Here is a 16843-nt window from a genome sequence, read left to right as displayed (position 1 = left end):
GCGTGCTAGCTTCATAAAATAGCGCCTATCATAGCATTTAGGGCTGACGAATTTTATTACTTTCTGCGTTTTCCATACTTTATCCATGAGCGCTGAATTGAATTAAAGAAAAAGAAAAAACCTCAAAACCATATCAGTTTTGAGGTTTCCATCAGAAAGTCATAGACAGTACAGTCAGCTATAGTTGATTCAGTTTAAAAGAGATACAAGGCAACCGAGTACAGATGTATATGTGATACCTCAAGCGAGGTTAACGCTGTAGCTCTTTTATAAAGGATTGACTATATTGTTTAAAAGCGCGTTTTAAACTTTTTCGGCGCTTGATTCTGCATTTCCTGCATCTGCTTTTGCATCTCTTCGGTGCTCGGCATATTATTTGGATCAAGACCCATCTGTTTTGCCATTTGCTCTGGATTCACATCCTTTGCGCCGCTTTGCTGACCACCGCCACCGAATAGTGGGCCACCGCCGCCGCCACCTGCTCCGCCGCCGCCCATCAGTCCTTGCATAGATTTCATCATTTTACTGATGCCTTCAGGCTTGGAGATCATTTTCATCATTTTTGCCATTTGCTTATGTTGCTTGAGCAAGCGATTGACATCTTGAATCTCGCGACCAGAGCCCGCAGCAATACGGCGCTTACGGCTTGGGTTAATCTTATCGGGATTTTTACGCTCAAATGGTGTCATAGAATTGATTAACGCTTCCATTTCACGCACTTTTTCTTCTGGCTTGGCATCTTCGACTGCTTTTTGCATGTCAGAGCCGCCCATGCCTGGCATCTTATCTAAAAATCCTGCCATGCCGCCCATACTTTTCATTTGCTGGAACTGCGTCAAGAGATCCTCAAGGTCGAACTCGCCGCCCTTTTGCATCTTTTTCGCCATTTTTTCGGCTTTATCACGGTCGATTTTTTGCTCGACTTCTTCCACCAAACTCAGTACATCACCCATACCAAGAATACGCTGAGCAATACGTTCAGGGTGGAACAGTTCTAACTCATCTAACTTCTCACCGCGACCTAAAAACTTAATCGGCTTACCTGTGATCGCACGTACAGAAAGTGCCGCACCACCGCGTGCATCACCATCCGTTTTGGTCAGAATAACACCCGTCAACGGCAACGCATCATTGAAGGCTTTGGCGGTATTTGCAGCATCTTGACCTGTCATCGCATCAACGACAAACAGTGTCTCAGATGGATTGACGGCAGCTGTTAGCGCCTTAATTTCATCCATCATCGTGTCATCAATATGTAGACGACCAGCAGTATCGATAATCAAAATATCTTGATATTGGATTTTAGCTTCTTCGATAGCACGCAGCGCAATATCGATTGGGTTTTCGTCAGCGCTTGAATTCACAAATTTGGCGTTAACCTGACCTGCTACTTGCTCAAGCTGCTTGATGGCGGCTGGCCGATAGACGTCAGCTGAAACCAACATGACTTTTTTCTTATGACGCTCTTGTAAAAACTTAGCCAACTTACCAGCGGTAGTGGTTTTACCTGCACCTTGCAACCCTGCAAGCAAATAAACAACAGGTGGCTTACCCGTCATCTCTAGCTGCTGATTGGCACTGCCCATCATCTCAGTCAGTTCGTCATGGACGATTTTGACAAAAGCTTGTCCTGGCGCTAGCTCTTTTAGGACTTCAGCACCAAGTGCTTGCTCTTTAACACGCTTAACAAAGTCGCGAGTGACAGGTAACGCCACATCAGCTTCCAGTAGCGCCATGCGCACTTCACGCATAGTGTCTTTGATGTTGTCTTCGGTCAGCTGTCCAGTACCCACGATATTGCGCAGGCTCGACGATAAGCGTTCTGTTAAGGTATCAAACATAAATAACTCTCAGTTAAAATAATTCTCGGTTAAACCATTTGAATGGCTTATAAATAATATTAGGGTACATTATGAGGTATTAGCTATTGGCTCACATCCTCTAAAAATGCCCTATAAAAATTGTATTATCAATACTATAGCATCAAGCAGGGTCAAAACTTATAGGGTTTTTGCAAAATCGTTCGCTCCTAAATATATCATTTAGGGCTATTATTCTATTTAACTTACTCTGGCTAAACATTTATAAGGAATACGCAAGATGGTACTCAATTGGCTGCCATTTTATGATAAATTGGATAATTATTCTAATCATTCCAATAATACCACTTTAGCATTCACCTGAGCGGCTATTTTCACTCAGTATGAGACGAGGCTTTATGTCTGTGCACCTTGCATTCTTACTTGCTAGCCTAGCTTATATCTTAGTCAGCATTTACATCGGTTGGGCGCTGACTCGAAGTAAACCTATTCGCAAAGACATCAGCTTGAGTTTATTGACGGCTGGCATGATCGCGCACGCAGTACTGCTCTATCCCTACGTCGTAACCCTTTATGGTTTAAATTTTAATCTATTTAATACCATTAGCCTGACTAGTTTGTTTTTCTTGTTTTTCTATATGCTCTTTAGTCTCTATCGCCCCATCATTAGCCTTGGCATCTTAGCAGCGCCAACGGCACTCATGGGCATGACCATTGGTTATGTTGGACGTGCTCCTTATCAGCCCATCACTGATATCAGTATCGGACTTGAGGCTCATATATTGCTCTCTCTCGCCGCCTATTGTGTGCTGCTGATGGCAGCGGTGCAAGCGCTATTTTTACGCCTACAAATCCGCGAGCTAAAGCATCATACGATTCATCGATTTTGGGTCAACAAACTCCCCTCACTACAAAGTATGGAAAGCTTATTATTCGATATGCTTTTGGTGGGCTTTGTCTTGCTCAGTATTGCGCTAGGCATTGGTTTTGTCTATGTACAAGACTTGATGGCGCAGCACATTGTCCATAAGACCGTCTTTAGCCTGCTCTCATGGTTGCTATTTGGCACGCTACTATTTGGTAGTTGGCGCGCAGGGTGGCGTGGTAAACGTGCTGCCAACATTACCATTTATGCCTTTATCCTACTGGCCATTGGTTTTGTCGGTAGCAAGTTTGTTTTAGAGATGCTGCTATAAAAGTTAAAATCAGCAAAGGCATCATGGTCGACAGCAATAATTAGTGCTGCCGACTGCCATCGTATGAGATAAGTCTTCTACTCGATTCTTTTAGTTAAAAACCACGGTCTTGTTACCTGCCACAATCACACGATTTTGCACATGCCAGTTCACAGCGCGCGCCAGTACATTACGCTCGATATCACGGCCAATAGCGCGCAGTTCTGTCACACCTTGACGATGCGTCACACGATGCACATCTTGCTCTATAATAGGCCCTTGATCCAGTTCAGCAGTGACATAATGCGCCGTTGCACCGATCAGCTTCACGCCTTTATCATAGGCTTGACGATAAGGGTCTGCACCCACAAAGGCTGGTAGGAATGAATGATGAATGTTAATAACTTGCATCGGCCAACGCTTCACAAAGTCAGACGATAATATCTGCATATAACGCGCCAATACGAGCAAGTCATTGCCTGCCATCAATTTATGAATCTGCTCTTCTGCTTCAGCTTTATTATTCTTAGTCACTGGTACATGATGGAAAGCAATACCAAAGTTTTCTACCGATTGACTCAGGTCTAGATGGTTGCTGACGACAGAGGTAATCTCGCAATCAAGAAGACCGCGCTGGTGGCGCCATAACAAATCTAATAATGCATGATCAAACTTCGACACCAAAATGCCGACCTTAGTTTTAATCGCATTATTGTGTAGTCGCCACTCCATATTGTGGCGCTTGGCTACCGTATGACCAAAACTGGCTTCAAAATTATCAATAATATCGCTCAGTCCTGCTAAAGCAAACTCTAGGCGCATAAAATACTGACCGCCTTCATGGGCAGTTGAATACTGATCGAGAGTAATGATATTGGCACCATAGCGATGTATAAACTCAGATACGGCTTGTACGATGCCTGCCTGATCTTTGCATTTAATCAGCAATGTCGCGGTATCGATAGCAACTGGAGCTGCTGTATTTGTAGAAGTGGTACTCGACTGTATACTCGATGATGAAACAGTTTTTGTAGTGTCTGACATAGTAAGCCCAATTAAAAATAAAACTCGCTACTAGGTTCAAATGCTAGCAGCATAGGAAACTGGCTATTTTAGTCTTTTTTGCGAGTCTTTGCTGACTGAGTTGATGATTTTTTATAATAACTGATACAAAATAACCTCAAGTGAAAATTAATCTTTACTATTAAACAATCAACAACATAGACCGCTCATTTCAGGGTATAATAACCACCCTTTAAACCAACAATAATCATAAAAATATTTGAGTATTCATCTCTTTTATGGTATAAATGTCGGCTTTAAAATTTTCTGAATTGGTATGCTTGTTATTTGCCTTTAGATAACAGTAATATCAACTCAACATTCATATAGTTTTGTTTGGTGCAAAGCTGCCGCTTGCTGTGTCCATGCCGCAAAAACGTGCAACTTGCCCAGACTGGTATGAGAAAAACTCATACCTCATAGATTAGGAGTTCGCCATGTCTCGAGTTTGCCAAGTGACTGGAAAGCGCCCTATGGTGGGTAATAATGTTTCGCACGCAAACAACAAAACCCGTCGTCGCTTTCTACCAAACCTTCATCACCATCGTTTTTGGGTAGAGTCTGAAAATCGTTTTGTACGTCTACGTGTGTCTACCAAAGGTATGCGCACTATTGACAAACTTGGTATCGATAAAGTGTTAGCGGATATGCGCGCACAAGGTCAAAAAGTTTAAGTTAAGACTTGCAGCTTGATATGTTGATAATTTTCAGCAGTTGGGCTGCTTTTCTGCTACATCTTATGTAGCTACTTAATATTTTAGATCCGTACCTATCGTTTGAAGACCCCTCATTTACAGGAAAGCTATCATGAGAGATAAAATTAAGTTAGTATCAACAGCTGGTACTGGGTATTACTACACCACTACTAAAAACAAGCGCACTATGCCTGGCAAAATGGAAATCAAAAAGTTTGATCCAAAAGTACGCCAGCATGTGATCTTTAAAGAAGCTAAAATCAAATAATTACCATTTTAATTAATGGTGTTATCTGAAAAAAAAGGGTTTATCAATTGATAAACCCTTTTTTTCGTTTTGATTAATTAACTGTCATTGGCTACTAGCCAAATCACTTATCAGCTATAGTGCGTTGGCTCTTTGTCATAGACATGTGCATGCCATTGACTCATCTGCTTTTGCATAATAACCTGAATCGCTGCATGAATCATATGCTGACCAATCGCTTGAGTATCACTACCAAGCAGCTCTTTGAGTTTTTCAGAAAAATCAATGGTCATCAGTGGTGCTTCGTCTTGCTCAGCATCACGTAACAATAACCTACCATCGTCAGCTTCTACTAGCTCGAGCGTGGTTTCTTTAGCAAATCCTGCAAATTGATCGGTACTCTCGTTATCTACTTCTATATCGTTATCGATATCGTATGGCATGAATTTGCTCCTTATTATCCCGTCCAATACTGGCAAAAAAATCGCATATAGCCACATTATCGTTTTACAGTAATACGGGTAAAACTGTCTTACTCATACAATGGACGCTTTCACCTTGAAATTCAAGGGCTGTCACATAAGTCTTCTATATAGATGATTACTTAAATGAAATATCACTCATAAAATTAATGCCAGTAACGCAGCTTTCCTAGCGTAAATAAGAAGGCCACGAACATACCAAGATAATAGACTAGCTTTAGCTCAAGCGTGCGATCACGATATTTGAACGGTAGTGCAACGGTGGCAGTCGCGGTAGGCAGTATCAACAGCATAAGTAGCCAGTTTTCGATGACATTTAGCCAACCTTGTAAATCCGTGCCATTACGTAACGAAGCCAAGCCCAATAGCAAACACGCTATAATTAAGCTCGTAAACAAACCATTTGGTAAATCTTTTGGATAAATAATGTTGGCAATACTGGCCGGTATGATTCGCATGTAAAATCCCAGTCATACTTATAGAGCATGACTTCATGATTAAAAGTGTATAGAAAATAGCTTGTAAAAATATGATAACGCTACATTTATTAAGTAGCATCGTCCTTGCTGCTAAAGCCTTTAACTATAAGTGCCCATCAACCATAGCATCGACACACAGGCTGTCAACCAGCCTAGCGTCAACGCATTTCTCGTCTCAATATGCATACCTTTAACTTTATTGATCAAGCGTGAGCCAAGCCAAAAGAATAGCGGAATGCCAAGCACAAAGGTAGGTACGATTACCGCTGCATGGCGCACTACTTCTCCGACATCATCGCCCACCATTAAACGAAAACCATAACCTGCTAGACTGAGAACGAGCGCAAACACCGCTAGGCCAATAGTGATACCTTTCGGAACTAAGCTACGTTGCTGCGCTGTCCTTGCCACTGGTTCAGGTGACACTGACGAGTTGATTGAATTTTTTGTGTCCATATTTCACCTACCTTTACGGAACTTGCTGTTAGGCATCATTATAAGTTATGCAGCACATTTTAAAGCTTTCTTAACCCAGTAGTATTAGGTCAATTTCGCTATCACACGATATAGCAGTTATTGACAGCTATTAGCAACTATTAACAGTTGTTGGCCAATGCGAGCTCTACACGCATGGCGTCGATAGCAGCCTTATAGTCTTCTTGGTTAAATATCGCAGAACCTGCAACGAACATATCAGCGCCCGCCTCAGCTATCGCACGAATATTACTGGCTTTGACACCACCGTCAACTTCTAATCTAATGTCTCGACCACTGGTGATAATACGCTGACGAACTTGGCGCACCTTGTCTAGAGTACCTTCAATAAATGACTGTCCACCGTAGCCAGGATTGACACTCATCAGTAGAATTTGATCCACTTTGTCCATAACATAGTCTAAATAATGTAATGGCGTCGCTGGGTTCAATACCAGACCACATTCGGCACCACCATCTTTAATCAACTGCAATGAACGATCAATGTGTCCACTGGCCTCTGGATGGAAAGTAATCACACTCGCACCCGCTTCCAAAAACTGCTCAATCATACTATCAACAGGAGATACCATCAGATGTACATCGATAGGTGCATCAATGCCATAATCACGCAGCGCCTTACAAATCATACTACCAAACGTTAAATTGGGTACGTAATGATTGTCCATCACATCAAAATGAATTACATCGGCACCCGACTCTAATACCTTTTCGACTTCTTCGCCTAAACGTGCAAAATCAGCTGAGAGTATCGATGGTGCAATAAGATATGGCTTAGAAGGACTAATCATAATTGAGCTACCTAATTGATGTATAAATAAAGTATTAATAAAGTATTAATAAAATAGAAAGAAGCTTACGACTGGCTTGTCTATTATAGCAGTCATCAAGCGACTGATATTGAGTATAGAAGACTAGCGCTGCTTATACTGGGTTTTGCAATAAGCACGACCAACACCGAAATCTCGTTTCGCTTGATGTTTGGTAGCACGGTTACTCACTCGCTGACGCCATAATCGAAAAGACGAAGGCTTGAGCTCTTGGCGCATGAGTTTAATAACACCTGCCTCATTGAGACCGTAGCTGTACTCGATAGCGCCAAACGGTGTCCTATCTTCCCATGCCATCTCTATTACTCGCGAGATTTGGGTTTCATCAAGCACTCTATCACCCGCATCATTGATGTTTTTTGCGATAAACTCATCTGAGCTAGCTTTAGAGACTTGGTTGCCATTTTCAGTGATACTGGTGCGTTGTTTATTTTTTAGAGCCGCATCCATATCAGCTTGCATAGTCGCAAATGCTGACGGCGCATTTTCAGACTCTGAGTGGATTTCACGTGTTGAATGGATCTCACGTATTGAATGGGCATCACATATTGCGTTTGCATCGGAATTAGATACTGTTAAATCTTGATAACTTGCCATAACTTTACCTTTTAAACATTAGCGCGTGTTGAGCGGCTTAGTGAAAAGAGTTCGATATTGACGCTTAGCTAAGTTGTGCCATGCGCCAATGATGTTCGATATGGTCATTGATAACACTCTGAATGAAATAATAACTATGGTCGTGACCCGCCTGATAACGCAATGTTAAAGGCTGTTTTGCTTTTTCACAAGCCTGTTGTAGCTTAGACGTTTGCAACTGGCCTTCTGCTAAAAAGTTATCTGCAGCGCCCTGATCCACCAAAATACTCGAGTACTGCTGACCGACTTTTTCAATCGTCTTTGAGGCATCTGCTTGTGACCATAGTGACTCGTCCTTACCAAAATACTCAGTGTAAGCGGCCTCACCCCATGCCGACTCACTGGCAGCGCATACTGGCGACAGTGCAGAAACACTGACAAACTTACTTGGGAATTTAAATCCTAAAAGCAGCGCACCGTGACCACCCATCGAGTGCCCCGTAATGCCAATACTGTGGATTGGAAACTCTGAGCGCAGCAAGTCATATAGCTCATCGACGATGTAGCTTTGCATATTGAAGTTGTCTGCCCAAGGTGCTTGGGTGGCATCGATATAATAGCTGGCCCCTTGACCCACAAAATAGCGCTCATCATTGGGCACATCATGGCCTTCACTACTGCGAGGAGAAGTATCAGGCGCTATCAATATCATGCCAAGCTCACTACATTTCTGCTGAAAATGCGCTTTGTGCGTGACATTGTCAGCATTACAAGTGAGGCCCGACAAGTATAGAATCGCTGGGCAAAGTCGGCCAGCAAGTGCTTCTTCAGGCAGATAAATACTGAACGTCATCGGCGTTTTAGTAGACGTTGATTGATGACTATAATAGTGTTGCTCGCCATCAAAACAGCGATTCACGCTTTTCTTTGTCAGCGGTGAGTTGGCGGATAAACTGTGATTATAAGAATAGTTCATGAGTGATGTTCCTTTTGTTCAAAGCAAAATACGCAATGTTTAGTTTGTAGTAATGGCGGTCTCAACGACTGGCTGATTACCATCATTGTTATGAACGATATTAATAGCCGTATCGGACTCGTTAGTGATACTAGCGACGGATGGTCGAGTGTTATCAAATAACACTTGTTCGAACGCAGGCAATGCTGTTTCCATGAGGCTGCCGATGACCATCTGCGGCTCTGATGGCTCAAAGCCCATCAAGCTTTCGCGTTCACTGACACGCAATCTCGCGTCTTTGAATGCTGTCTCAAAACTGGTATTACTTCGTAGACTCTCAGCAAAAAATGCTTGCCCAAAGTAAGTCATCTCCGCTGTATTGGTACAGCCAAATGAGGCTTTATCAGTGGCTGATGCAGTAATTACTACGGTCGTTGGAGATGCCAAATCATCGATGAATGAGCCTGAATAACAAGCGGACACCACAATCACACGCCAGCGAATACCTGACGCATCTAGTGCCTCACGTAGCCAAGCGGCATCTAAATTATCCATCTCAATCGGTGGATTGGCCAGTTGCACGATGTCCTCGTTGCCATGTGAAGATAGCGTGAGAAATAAGACATCTTCGTCGGCATTCATCTGCTGACCGATTCTTTTTAGACCACGCAAGATACTGGTCTTGGTCGCGATTGGCTCATCCATCCAGCTATAGGTGTTGTTAATCAATGAAAGTGAGTGCCCACTAGTGCCAAAACGCACATCAAACAGCTCACGTACCTTGTTAATCTCAGAACGAAAAACGTTTTGATCAGAGAAACCTGCCACACCCATGAAGTACCAGTCAGTCTTACCTGGCGTACTTGGATCAATGCTGTTTAATGCTTGCTGTAACAAACGGGGCTGCTCATATAATGCAGCCTCTTCTAAGACAGGCTCTACAGGAATTTGCTTAAATATGGGTTGGTCAGCGACATTACGCTGCCAAATCGTGAGAAGTGCCACAGCACCTACCAGTACGATAACCCGCTCCCACCACGGTATACGCAAGCGATGGAAGAAAATCCACATCAACGCTAAGGTTTGCCATAAAAACAGCACTAAAAATAAGACGGGTAAAAATGAATAACTCCAATTGGGCAACCAACCATAGCTACTCAAGTATTGCACCAAGCTCTGTAATAGCGCTGATAATGTATCAGCAACCAACCACAACACTACGGGCACAAAGACCAGCGCTTGATTACCAGCACGCCGTGCCAGAATAATGCCGCTCAATAGAATAATCATTGGCCAAATTAGATAACTAACCAACCCTTGCTCATTAAAGATACTGCCACTTTCGGCAGCCAACCAAGAAAACAATACATTGCTACCGAGTGCTAACAGCGCAAACACAGCAAACTGTATAAAAGTGGGCTTGACCCAAGAAAACGCACGCGTCGACCCTACCAGCATCCATAAGGTTGCAATAATATTGGCAGCGAAGTTGAGCGAAAAGCGCTGAAGAGATACGGTTTTTAACGACGCAAGTGACAAAGACTTAGACCTCTAGCCAGCCGAGAAAATAAAGTGAGTCAATGATAATTATAGTCGGGGTAATTGAGAGTTAGTACAAGGCAACCGAGTGTACATAGTACAGCTGTACCACATACAAGATTGACATCATACTAATTTACCAATACTTTGACTATGTTTTGATATATTAGCCATTTACTGCCTTTAACTTACATTTTTGCATGGCCTATAAACATCAATTTTATATTTAATTCACTATGAAAGGGTTATAAGAGGCATCAAATACTGCCTAATAGTTTAGCTCGCTAATCTATCGCGATTGTAACGGATTGTCGGTCAAGAGGATAAGGCTGATTTGTAAAATTTGCTCATATTTGAGCCAAAAAAAAACAAAAAAGAGGCCTTGCGTACAAGACCTCTTTTTTTATTAAATACCAGTCATTATCTCATTAATAACTCATTAACACGTTTTAGATAAGCCGCTGGATCTTCTAATTGACCGCCATCTGCTAGCAATGCTTGATCAAAAATCACTTGCGCCAAATCATCAAACTGTTCGCTGCTTTCTAGCTTTTTAATCAATGGATGATCAGGGTTTACTTCAAGTGTTGGTTTGCTCTCTGGTACGTCCTGCCCCATCTGCTTAAGCATTTGAATCATCTGTGGTGACAGCTCACCTTCGCCCACAACTAAGCAAGCTGGGCTATCAACCAAACGCGTAGACACTTTGACGTCTTTAGCACGTTCGCTTAGAGCTGCTTTGAGCTTATCGACTACAGGCTTTAAAGTTTCTTCTGCTTTTGACGCTTCCGCTTTCTCTGCTTCGTCTTGCAAGTCACCTAAATCTACAGCACCTTTTGCGATGTTTTGCAGCGGTGTCTCATCAAATGAAGTTAAGAAGTTCATCGCCCACTCATCGACACGACTGGTCATCAAAATAACTTCGATGCCTTTCTTTTTGAACAGCTCAAGTTGCGGGCTATTTTTTGCAGCAGCCAAATTATCAGCCGTTAGATAATATATGGCTTTTTGGCCTTCTTTCATACGGCCTTTATAATCTTCAAAACTGGTCTTTAGACCGTTTTGCGTGCTGGTGGCATAACGAAGCAATTTGGCAATACGTTCTTGATTGCCCATGTCTTCGCCAAGACCTTCTTTGATAACATCACCAAACTCTGCATAGAACTGTGCAAACTTTTCTTGCTTATCACTATCTTCACTATTGCCCAAACTTGCCAATGTCGTCAAGATACGACGCGCGTTACCATCGCGGATAGACTTCACATCACGCGACTCTTGTAATAGCTCACGGCTGACGTTCAGTGGCAAATCTGCTGAATCGATAACACCTTTGACAAAGCGTAGATACATCGGTAGCAGCTGCTCTGCTTCATCCATGATAAAGACACGTTTGACATATAACTTGAGGCCATGTTGCTGCTCTCTAGTATATAAGTCTGCAGGTGCTTTCTTAGGGATATACAAAAGCTGAGTGTACTGCACACGGCCTTCTACACGGTTATGTGTCCACGTAAGTGGTGCATCCATGTCATATGAGATATTTTTATAAAAATCAACATACTCATCATCTTCAATTTCAGATGCTGAACGTGTCCATAGTGCACTGGCCTTGTTAATGGTTTCCCATTCGTCAGTCAATACCATCTCGCCACCAGTAGGTGCCTGATCATCAGAGCTGTCGTTCTCATCTTCTTTTACGTCTTCTTGCCAGATCTCTTTACGCATCTGAATCGGCAAGCTGATATGGTCAGAGTATTTATTTACCAGGCGCTTGATTTTGCCACGATCTAAATAGCTGTCTTCGCCTTCGGAGTACTCTTCTTTTAAGTGTAAAGTGATCGCAGTGCCACGTGTCTCTTTCGTGATAGGCTCAACCGTAAAGCTACCAGTGCCATCTGATACCCAGCGCACGCCTGTATCTGCAGGCTCGCCTGCTTTGCGCGATTCAACGCTAATCGTATCTGCCACGATAAAGCCTGAGTAAAAACCAACCCCAAACTGACCAATTAATTGGCCTTCTTGCTTTTGTGATTCAGATAATTTGTCCAAAAACGCTTTGGTACCTGACTTGGCAATCGTACCTAAGTTTTCGATAGCATCTGCTTCATTCATACCAATACCATTATCGGTAAAGGTAATGGTTTTAGCTTCTTCATCGACAGCGATGCGAATTTTTAACTCGCCATCATCTTCGTAGAGACTGTCATCATTTGTGCCTTCAAAACGCAATTTATCACAGGCATCAGAGGCGTTAGACACCAATTCACGGACAAAGATATCGGCATTAGAATATAGTGAATGCGTGACCAAATGCAGCAACTGCGCCACTTCTGCTTCAAACGTATGTTTTTTTAATTCTGGATTCAGACCTTCAGCTTGAGTTGCTTCACTCATAAAAACTCCTTTAAATTCTATGAAAGACCTATTATAAGATAACGATAAATTTACCAGAGCTGACTTACTAATATTAGAAAACCTGCCGTGCGCAATATCGTTAAACTGTCTATACTAATAGGGGCATAGAAGAAAATTTCAAGCGTAAATGGGTTATTCAATAAAAAACACCGCTTTAGTTTCCTAAAGCGGTGTTTTCAGATAGTACTTATTGTTGCTCAGTACTCATAAAAGCTTTCTTTCAATAGTAAACAACTCAAGTTGCACAGCTTATTCTGAATAAGCTTCTAGCAATATATCCAAAATAGTAGTCAATTTTTTTGAAAAACGATTGTTCTTTTTCATAGTAACCTTCAGTACAGCAATATTATGTTGTTAGACACTATTACAACCGATTACTATGATTATGTAAAATATATTAAATACATATTTTTGTTTTGTTTTTTAAAACAGCAACAATCATTAAACGTTTAGCGCGGCATCGGACGAATAGTCAGAATTTGCTCACTGCGACCAAATGGCCCTTGTATGTCATGCAACACAGCACTGGTCAGCCCTATCCCATCATCGCCGTATTGCTGCACGGCTTCAATACCGAGCCAGCGGCCTTGCGGTATACGATGCATATGAATTTGCAAATCAGTGTTTGGAAACATCCATTCTAACTTTGACAGCCCAAGACCAAGTCGCGGTACGACACCATTAGCGGTATCAACCATGCCTAGCAAGTGCACTATGTCATCGGTAGGTTCGCCTTCGATCATTTCCATATCATTAGTAATCCACACCATCCCTTTACCGGGGCGACGGTCAGGTTCTGCAACTAGGCGTACACTTTCGATAAAACCACCCGGCCACCCTTTCATATCCTCCCAAACTGGCAAATCTTCAGGTCTATGTTTGGCTTTTTGATCTTCAAGCCCTGCTATAGGACTAGTATCTTGCGTCATGAGTCGCCAAGCTCTTGCAATGATAGCATCGCGGCCACGACTACTCATCACTGCCTCAACCAGCTCAATGGTCTTGCCCGGACGAATACAACGCGTGGTAATGGTAAAGTCATCGAGCGGTATTAACCCTAAAATATCGAGGCTGATACGGGCAATACGAGTGCCTGCTTGTGGTGCATACCCCTTTAGTTCAGCAGTAAGCAAACCTGTCGCTGGTGCCATATGTTGCTCATGCTCATTCCAAGCACCTTGTGCATGCTTGGTTGGCTGATAGTATGCAACGCTAACGCCATCATCCTGTTGTTCTCGTTTGATAAACTTATAATAAGCGGTCATAACTGTCCTATGTTTTTGCTTTTTATTTTATTGAGTAAGCTCTTGCTTTCTTATCATGAGGATATTACGAGCTTTTCTTATAAAAAATAATAAAAAAATCATCAGCACAACAAGTGCTGCATAAAAAAACGTTCTTTCTGACATGAATTTCATCATGTTCATAAACAATACGAATGCTACTACCACGGTCACCAGCATATTAATTTTTAATTGCTTATTAACTTCAGCGAGAGTGGCCGTTGCTAGTACAAATTTATTGTTTTGCTTGTTCATTCTACTTTGCTCATAGTAGGTAGTTTTTAGTAGTAGGTAGTTTTTAGTAGTAGATAGTTTTTAGTAGTAGATAGTTTTTAGTCGATAACTTTTATAGTAGCTGGTTTTACGTTACTTACCGACTTGGGTGATCGGAATACGTAGGGCTTTAGGCAAACTAAATATCACATTTTCCTCAATACCTGATAGCTCGCTAGGGAGGTCGCCACCCCAGTCTTGTAGCTGTTGTAGCACTTCTTGAATCAATACTTCAGGCGCTGATGCACCAGCAGTTACCCCGATGCTCTGCACACCTTCTAACCAGCTTTTATCCATTTCGCTGGCATTATCAATCAAATAAGCATGGCAATTCATACGCTCTGCTAATTCACGCAGACGGTTAGAATTCGATGAGTTTGGTGAGCCAACGACCAATACCACCTCACAGCGACTGGCTAAGTCTTTTACCGCATCTTGGCGGTTTTGGGTGGCATAGCAAATATCGTCTTTACGTGGCCCTTGAATACTAGGAAACTTCTCACGTAACGCATCGATGACGCGTGCCGTGTCATCCATAGATAAGGTGGTTTGAGTGACAAATGCTAGACGCTCAGGATCCTGTACTGTCAATGCCGCGACATCACTCTCATCTTCAACCAAATGAATATGACCACCATGGCGACGGTTAAAGCGCCCCATCGTGCCCTCTACTTCAGGGTGTCCAGCATGACCAATCAATACCGCATCCATCCCATCTTGTGCAAACTTAGCGACTTCAATGTGTACCTTAGTCACTAGCGGACAGGTGGCGTCAAATACTGTCAAATCACGACGCTCCGCTTCATCTTCCACCGCTTTTGACACGCCATGAGCAGAGAAAATAACGATAGAGCCATCAGGCACTTCGTGAAGCTCTTCGACGAATACCGCACCGCGATTGGCCAAATCTGAAACGACAAATTTGTTATGTACCACCTCGTGGCGAACATAAATGGGCGGCTCAAAACGTGTTAATGCTTCGTTCACAATCGCAATCGCGCGATCCACACCAGCACAAAATCCACGTGGATTGGCAAGATAAATTTGCATAAGCAGGCCTATCATTAGATAATTTATAGTTAAAGCTTATTTTAAAAGCTTCAAGTCAAATATTGGGATAAATTCATTCTGCTACTTTAGCATAATTTGCTTTTATTGCTCTTGAAAATAGTATGTACTAATAGCAAAGAGTGATGCAACTCACTGATATGACAATATCGTCTGGACAAGAATGGCTTTAATTAAAATAAAAGCCGCAAAAGCAGTTTATAATGACGTATTCACTAACAGTTTATAATAACGTAATCCCTATCGCCTTGTATAATGGCGATTTTTATTTTTACCAGTCTTTAATTGTTTATCAGAACACACTCCATTAGGACAAATTGTATGACAGGTTCATTATTTATTATTACCGCCGCCTCTGGTACTGGCAAAACTTCACTGGTAAAGCAGTTACTTGCCACCACCAACGACTTAACCGTCAGCGTCTCTCACACGACACGCACACCGCGTCCTGGTGAGCTCGATGGTCATCATTATCATTTTACCGACGTGGATAGCTTCAAAAAAGCCATCGACGAAAACAAGTTCCTAGAACACGCAGAAGTATTTGGTAACTATTATGGTACTTCAGAACAAAGCGTGCGTACGCAGTTAGAGGCAGGCGTTGATGTCATCTTAGAGATTGATTGGCAAGGTGCGTTGCAAGTCAAAAAAATATTTACTGAAGCGACGATGGTTTTTATCTTGCCGCCTAGCCTCGCTACCTTACGTCAGCGCTTATCGACCCGTGCACAAGACAGTATAGAAGTTATCGAGCAGCGTTTGGCAGGTTCAGTGAACGAGATGTCACAGTATGTGCATGCTGACTTTGTAATTATTAATGACAACTTTGAAGTGGCATTGACTGAACTAAAAGCGATTATCGTGGCAGATAGACAGACACTCGCTCGCCAGCAGCAGCGTTATCATCGCACGATTAGTAACTTGCTCAACAGCAACACAGACCTATAAATCAAGCACCGATAACTGCCTAGTAGCGTATAAAATAAGTAGCGACAAACAGATACGCAAAAAGCAACTACGCGACTGGGCAAAAAATGCTATAATGTCTAGCTATTCCCCTTTTATATTTTTGATATTATTTTTATTGAGTAGCGGTAAAGTCCGAGACTAATAAAAACAACCGAGGTAGCTATTTATGGCACGAGTGACGATTGAAGATTGTTTGGATAATGTTGATAATCGCTTTGAACTAATTTTAGTAGCAAGCAAGCGCGCACGTCAATTGGCCAAAGGTCTCGCTGAGCCAATGGTTGATGTCGATAACGACAAGCCTACTGTATTGGCATTACGTGAAATTGCCGCTGGTAAAATCACTCGCGATATTCTGAATCAACCAGAGCATAATTTTGCGACCAGCTCGCTAGATTTAGCACTGTCAGGCGATCATAGTTTTTAGTAACTGATTGCTAAAATAAGTATGTAGCCACTATATACTTATAATAGAAACCA

The 16843-nt window shown here is 42.3% G+C and carries 18 protein-coding genes; 5 read left to right on the top strand and 13 right to left on the bottom strand.

Annotated elements, in window-relative coordinates; genetic code table 11:
- Positions 1-290: 290 nt before the first annotated feature.
- Positions 291-1841, bottom strand: coding sequence for a signal recognition particle protein (ffh, locus tag I6E61_RS10205; RefSeq protein ID WP_197134208.1), 1551 nt, complete (start codon positions 1839-1841; stop codon positions 291-293).
- Between the two features lie 362 nt (positions 1842-2203).
- On the opposite strand from ffh, the gene I6E61_RS10200 reads away from it, so the two are divergent.
- Positions 2204-3016, top strand: a complete 813-nt coding sequence (locus I6E61_RS10200) for an inner membrane protein YpjD (protein WP_197134205.1) — start codon at positions 2204-2206, stop codon at positions 3014-3016.
- A 90-nt stretch (positions 3017-3106) separates the two neighbouring features.
- Here the strand turns inward: I6E61_RS10200 and purU are convergent, their stop codons facing one another.
- On the bottom strand, positions 3107-4039 hold the full coding sequence (gene purU / locus I6E61_RS10195) for a formyltetrahydrofolate deformylase (protein ID WP_227685787.1): 933 nt from the start codon (positions 4037-4039) through the stop codon (positions 3107-3109).
- A 455-nt stretch (positions 4040-4494) separates the two neighbouring features.
- Here purU and rpmB point away from each other — a divergent pair, with 455 nt between their 5' ends.
- A complete protein-coding gene (gene rpmB, locus I6E61_RS10190; RefSeq protein ID WP_194364745.1) occupies positions 4495-4731 on the top strand; it encodes a 50S ribosomal protein L28 in 237 nt (78 codons plus the stop codon).
- A 133-nt stretch (positions 4732-4864) separates the two neighbouring features.
- Positions 4865-5020: a 50S ribosomal protein L33 gene (gene rpmG, locus I6E61_RS10185; RefSeq protein ID WP_010201403.1), complete on the top strand. Its 156-nt coding sequence runs from the start codon at positions 4865-4867 to the stop codon at positions 5018-5020.
- Positions 5021-5130: 110 nt separating this feature from the next.
- Here rpmG and I6E61_RS10180 read toward each other — a convergent pair whose 3' ends face one another.
- The 11 genes from I6E61_RS10180 to ispH all read right to left on the bottom strand — a co-directional run bounded on the left by I6E61_RS10180 (position 5131) and on the right by ispH (position 15376).
- On the bottom strand, positions 5131-5442 hold the full coding sequence (locus I6E61_RS10180) for a hypothetical protein (protein WP_110923263.1): 312 nt from the start codon (positions 5440-5442) through the stop codon (positions 5131-5133).
- Between the two features lie 185 nt (positions 5443-5627).
- Entirely contained in the window at positions 5628-5939 is a 312-nt protein-coding gene (locus I6E61_RS10175) for a hypothetical protein (RefSeq protein ID WP_197134189.1), read from the bottom strand.
- Between the two features lie 120 nt (positions 5940-6059).
- Positions 6060-6416 (bottom strand): hypothetical protein, encoded by a 357-nt coding sequence (locus I6E61_RS10170; RefSeq protein ID WP_197134186.1) that lies wholly within the window; start codon positions 6414-6416, stop codon positions 6060-6062.
- 140 nt (positions 6417-6556) lie between these two features.
- Positions 6557-7246: a ribulose-phosphate 3-epimerase gene (gene rpe / locus I6E61_RS10165; RefSeq protein ID WP_197134183.1), complete on the bottom strand. Its 690-nt coding sequence runs from the start codon at positions 7244-7246 to the stop codon at positions 6557-6559.
- Between the two features lie 123 nt (positions 7247-7369).
- Positions 7370-7618: a TIGR03643 family protein gene (locus tag I6E61_RS14310; protein WP_320158589.1), complete on the bottom strand. Its 249-nt coding sequence runs from the start codon at positions 7616-7618 to the stop codon at positions 7370-7372.
- 328 nt (positions 7619-7946) lie between these two features.
- Positions 7947-8837, bottom strand: a complete 891-nt coding sequence (gene fghA / locus I6E61_RS10155) for an S-formylglutathione hydrolase (RefSeq protein ID WP_197134180.1) — start codon at positions 8835-8837, stop codon at positions 7947-7949.
- A gap of 39 nt (positions 8838-8876) precedes the next feature.
- A complete protein-coding gene (locus I6E61_RS10150; protein ID WP_197134177.1) occupies positions 8877-10355 on the bottom strand; it encodes a C13 family peptidase in 1479 nt (492 codons plus the stop codon).
- 420 nt (positions 10356-10775) lie between these two features.
- On the bottom strand, positions 10776-12749 hold the full coding sequence (htpG, locus tag I6E61_RS10145) for a molecular chaperone HtpG (protein WP_197134174.1): 1974 nt from the start codon (positions 12747-12749) through the stop codon (positions 10776-10778).
- Between the two features lie 470 nt (positions 12750-13219).
- Positions 13220-14035, bottom strand: coding sequence for a thioesterase family protein (locus I6E61_RS10140; protein ID WP_197134171.1), 816 nt, complete (start codon positions 14033-14035; stop codon positions 13220-13222).
- A 27-nt stretch (positions 14036-14062) separates the two neighbouring features.
- Complete coding sequence (locus tag I6E61_RS10135) at positions 14063-14308, bottom strand: hypothetical protein (RefSeq protein WP_197134168.1); 246 nt, start codon at positions 14306-14308, stop codon at positions 14063-14065.
- A 111-nt stretch (positions 14309-14419) separates the two neighbouring features.
- Entirely contained in the window at positions 14420-15376 is a 957-nt protein-coding gene (ispH, locus tag I6E61_RS10130) for a 4-hydroxy-3-methylbut-2-enyl diphosphate reductase (protein WP_197134165.1), read from the bottom strand.
- 339 nt (positions 15377-15715) lie between these two features.
- Here ispH and gmk point away from each other — a divergent pair, with 339 nt between their 5' ends.
- Both gmk and rpoZ read left to right on the top strand, forming a co-directional pair.
- The gene (gene gmk / locus I6E61_RS10125; RefSeq protein ID WP_197134162.1) at positions 15716-16342 is read left to right on the top strand and encodes a guanylate kinase; all 627 of its coding nucleotides are present in this window, start codon (positions 15716-15718) and stop codon (positions 16340-16342) included.
- A 187-nt stretch (positions 16343-16529) separates the two neighbouring features.
- Positions 16530-16790 carry a DNA-directed RNA polymerase subunit omega gene (rpoZ, locus tag I6E61_RS10120; RefSeq protein WP_110923274.1) on the top strand — a complete coding sequence of 87 codons (261 nt, stop codon included), beginning with the start codon at positions 16530-16532 and terminating at the stop codon, positions 16788-16790.
- Positions 16791-16843 lie beyond the last annotated feature (53 nt).

The organism is Psychrobacter sp. NZS113 (assembly GCF_015864825.1).
Lineage (GTDB): Bacteria > Pseudomonadota > Gammaproteobacteria > Pseudomonadales > Moraxellaceae > Psychrobacter.
This window is presented reverse-complemented; position numbering and strand designations above follow the sequence as displayed.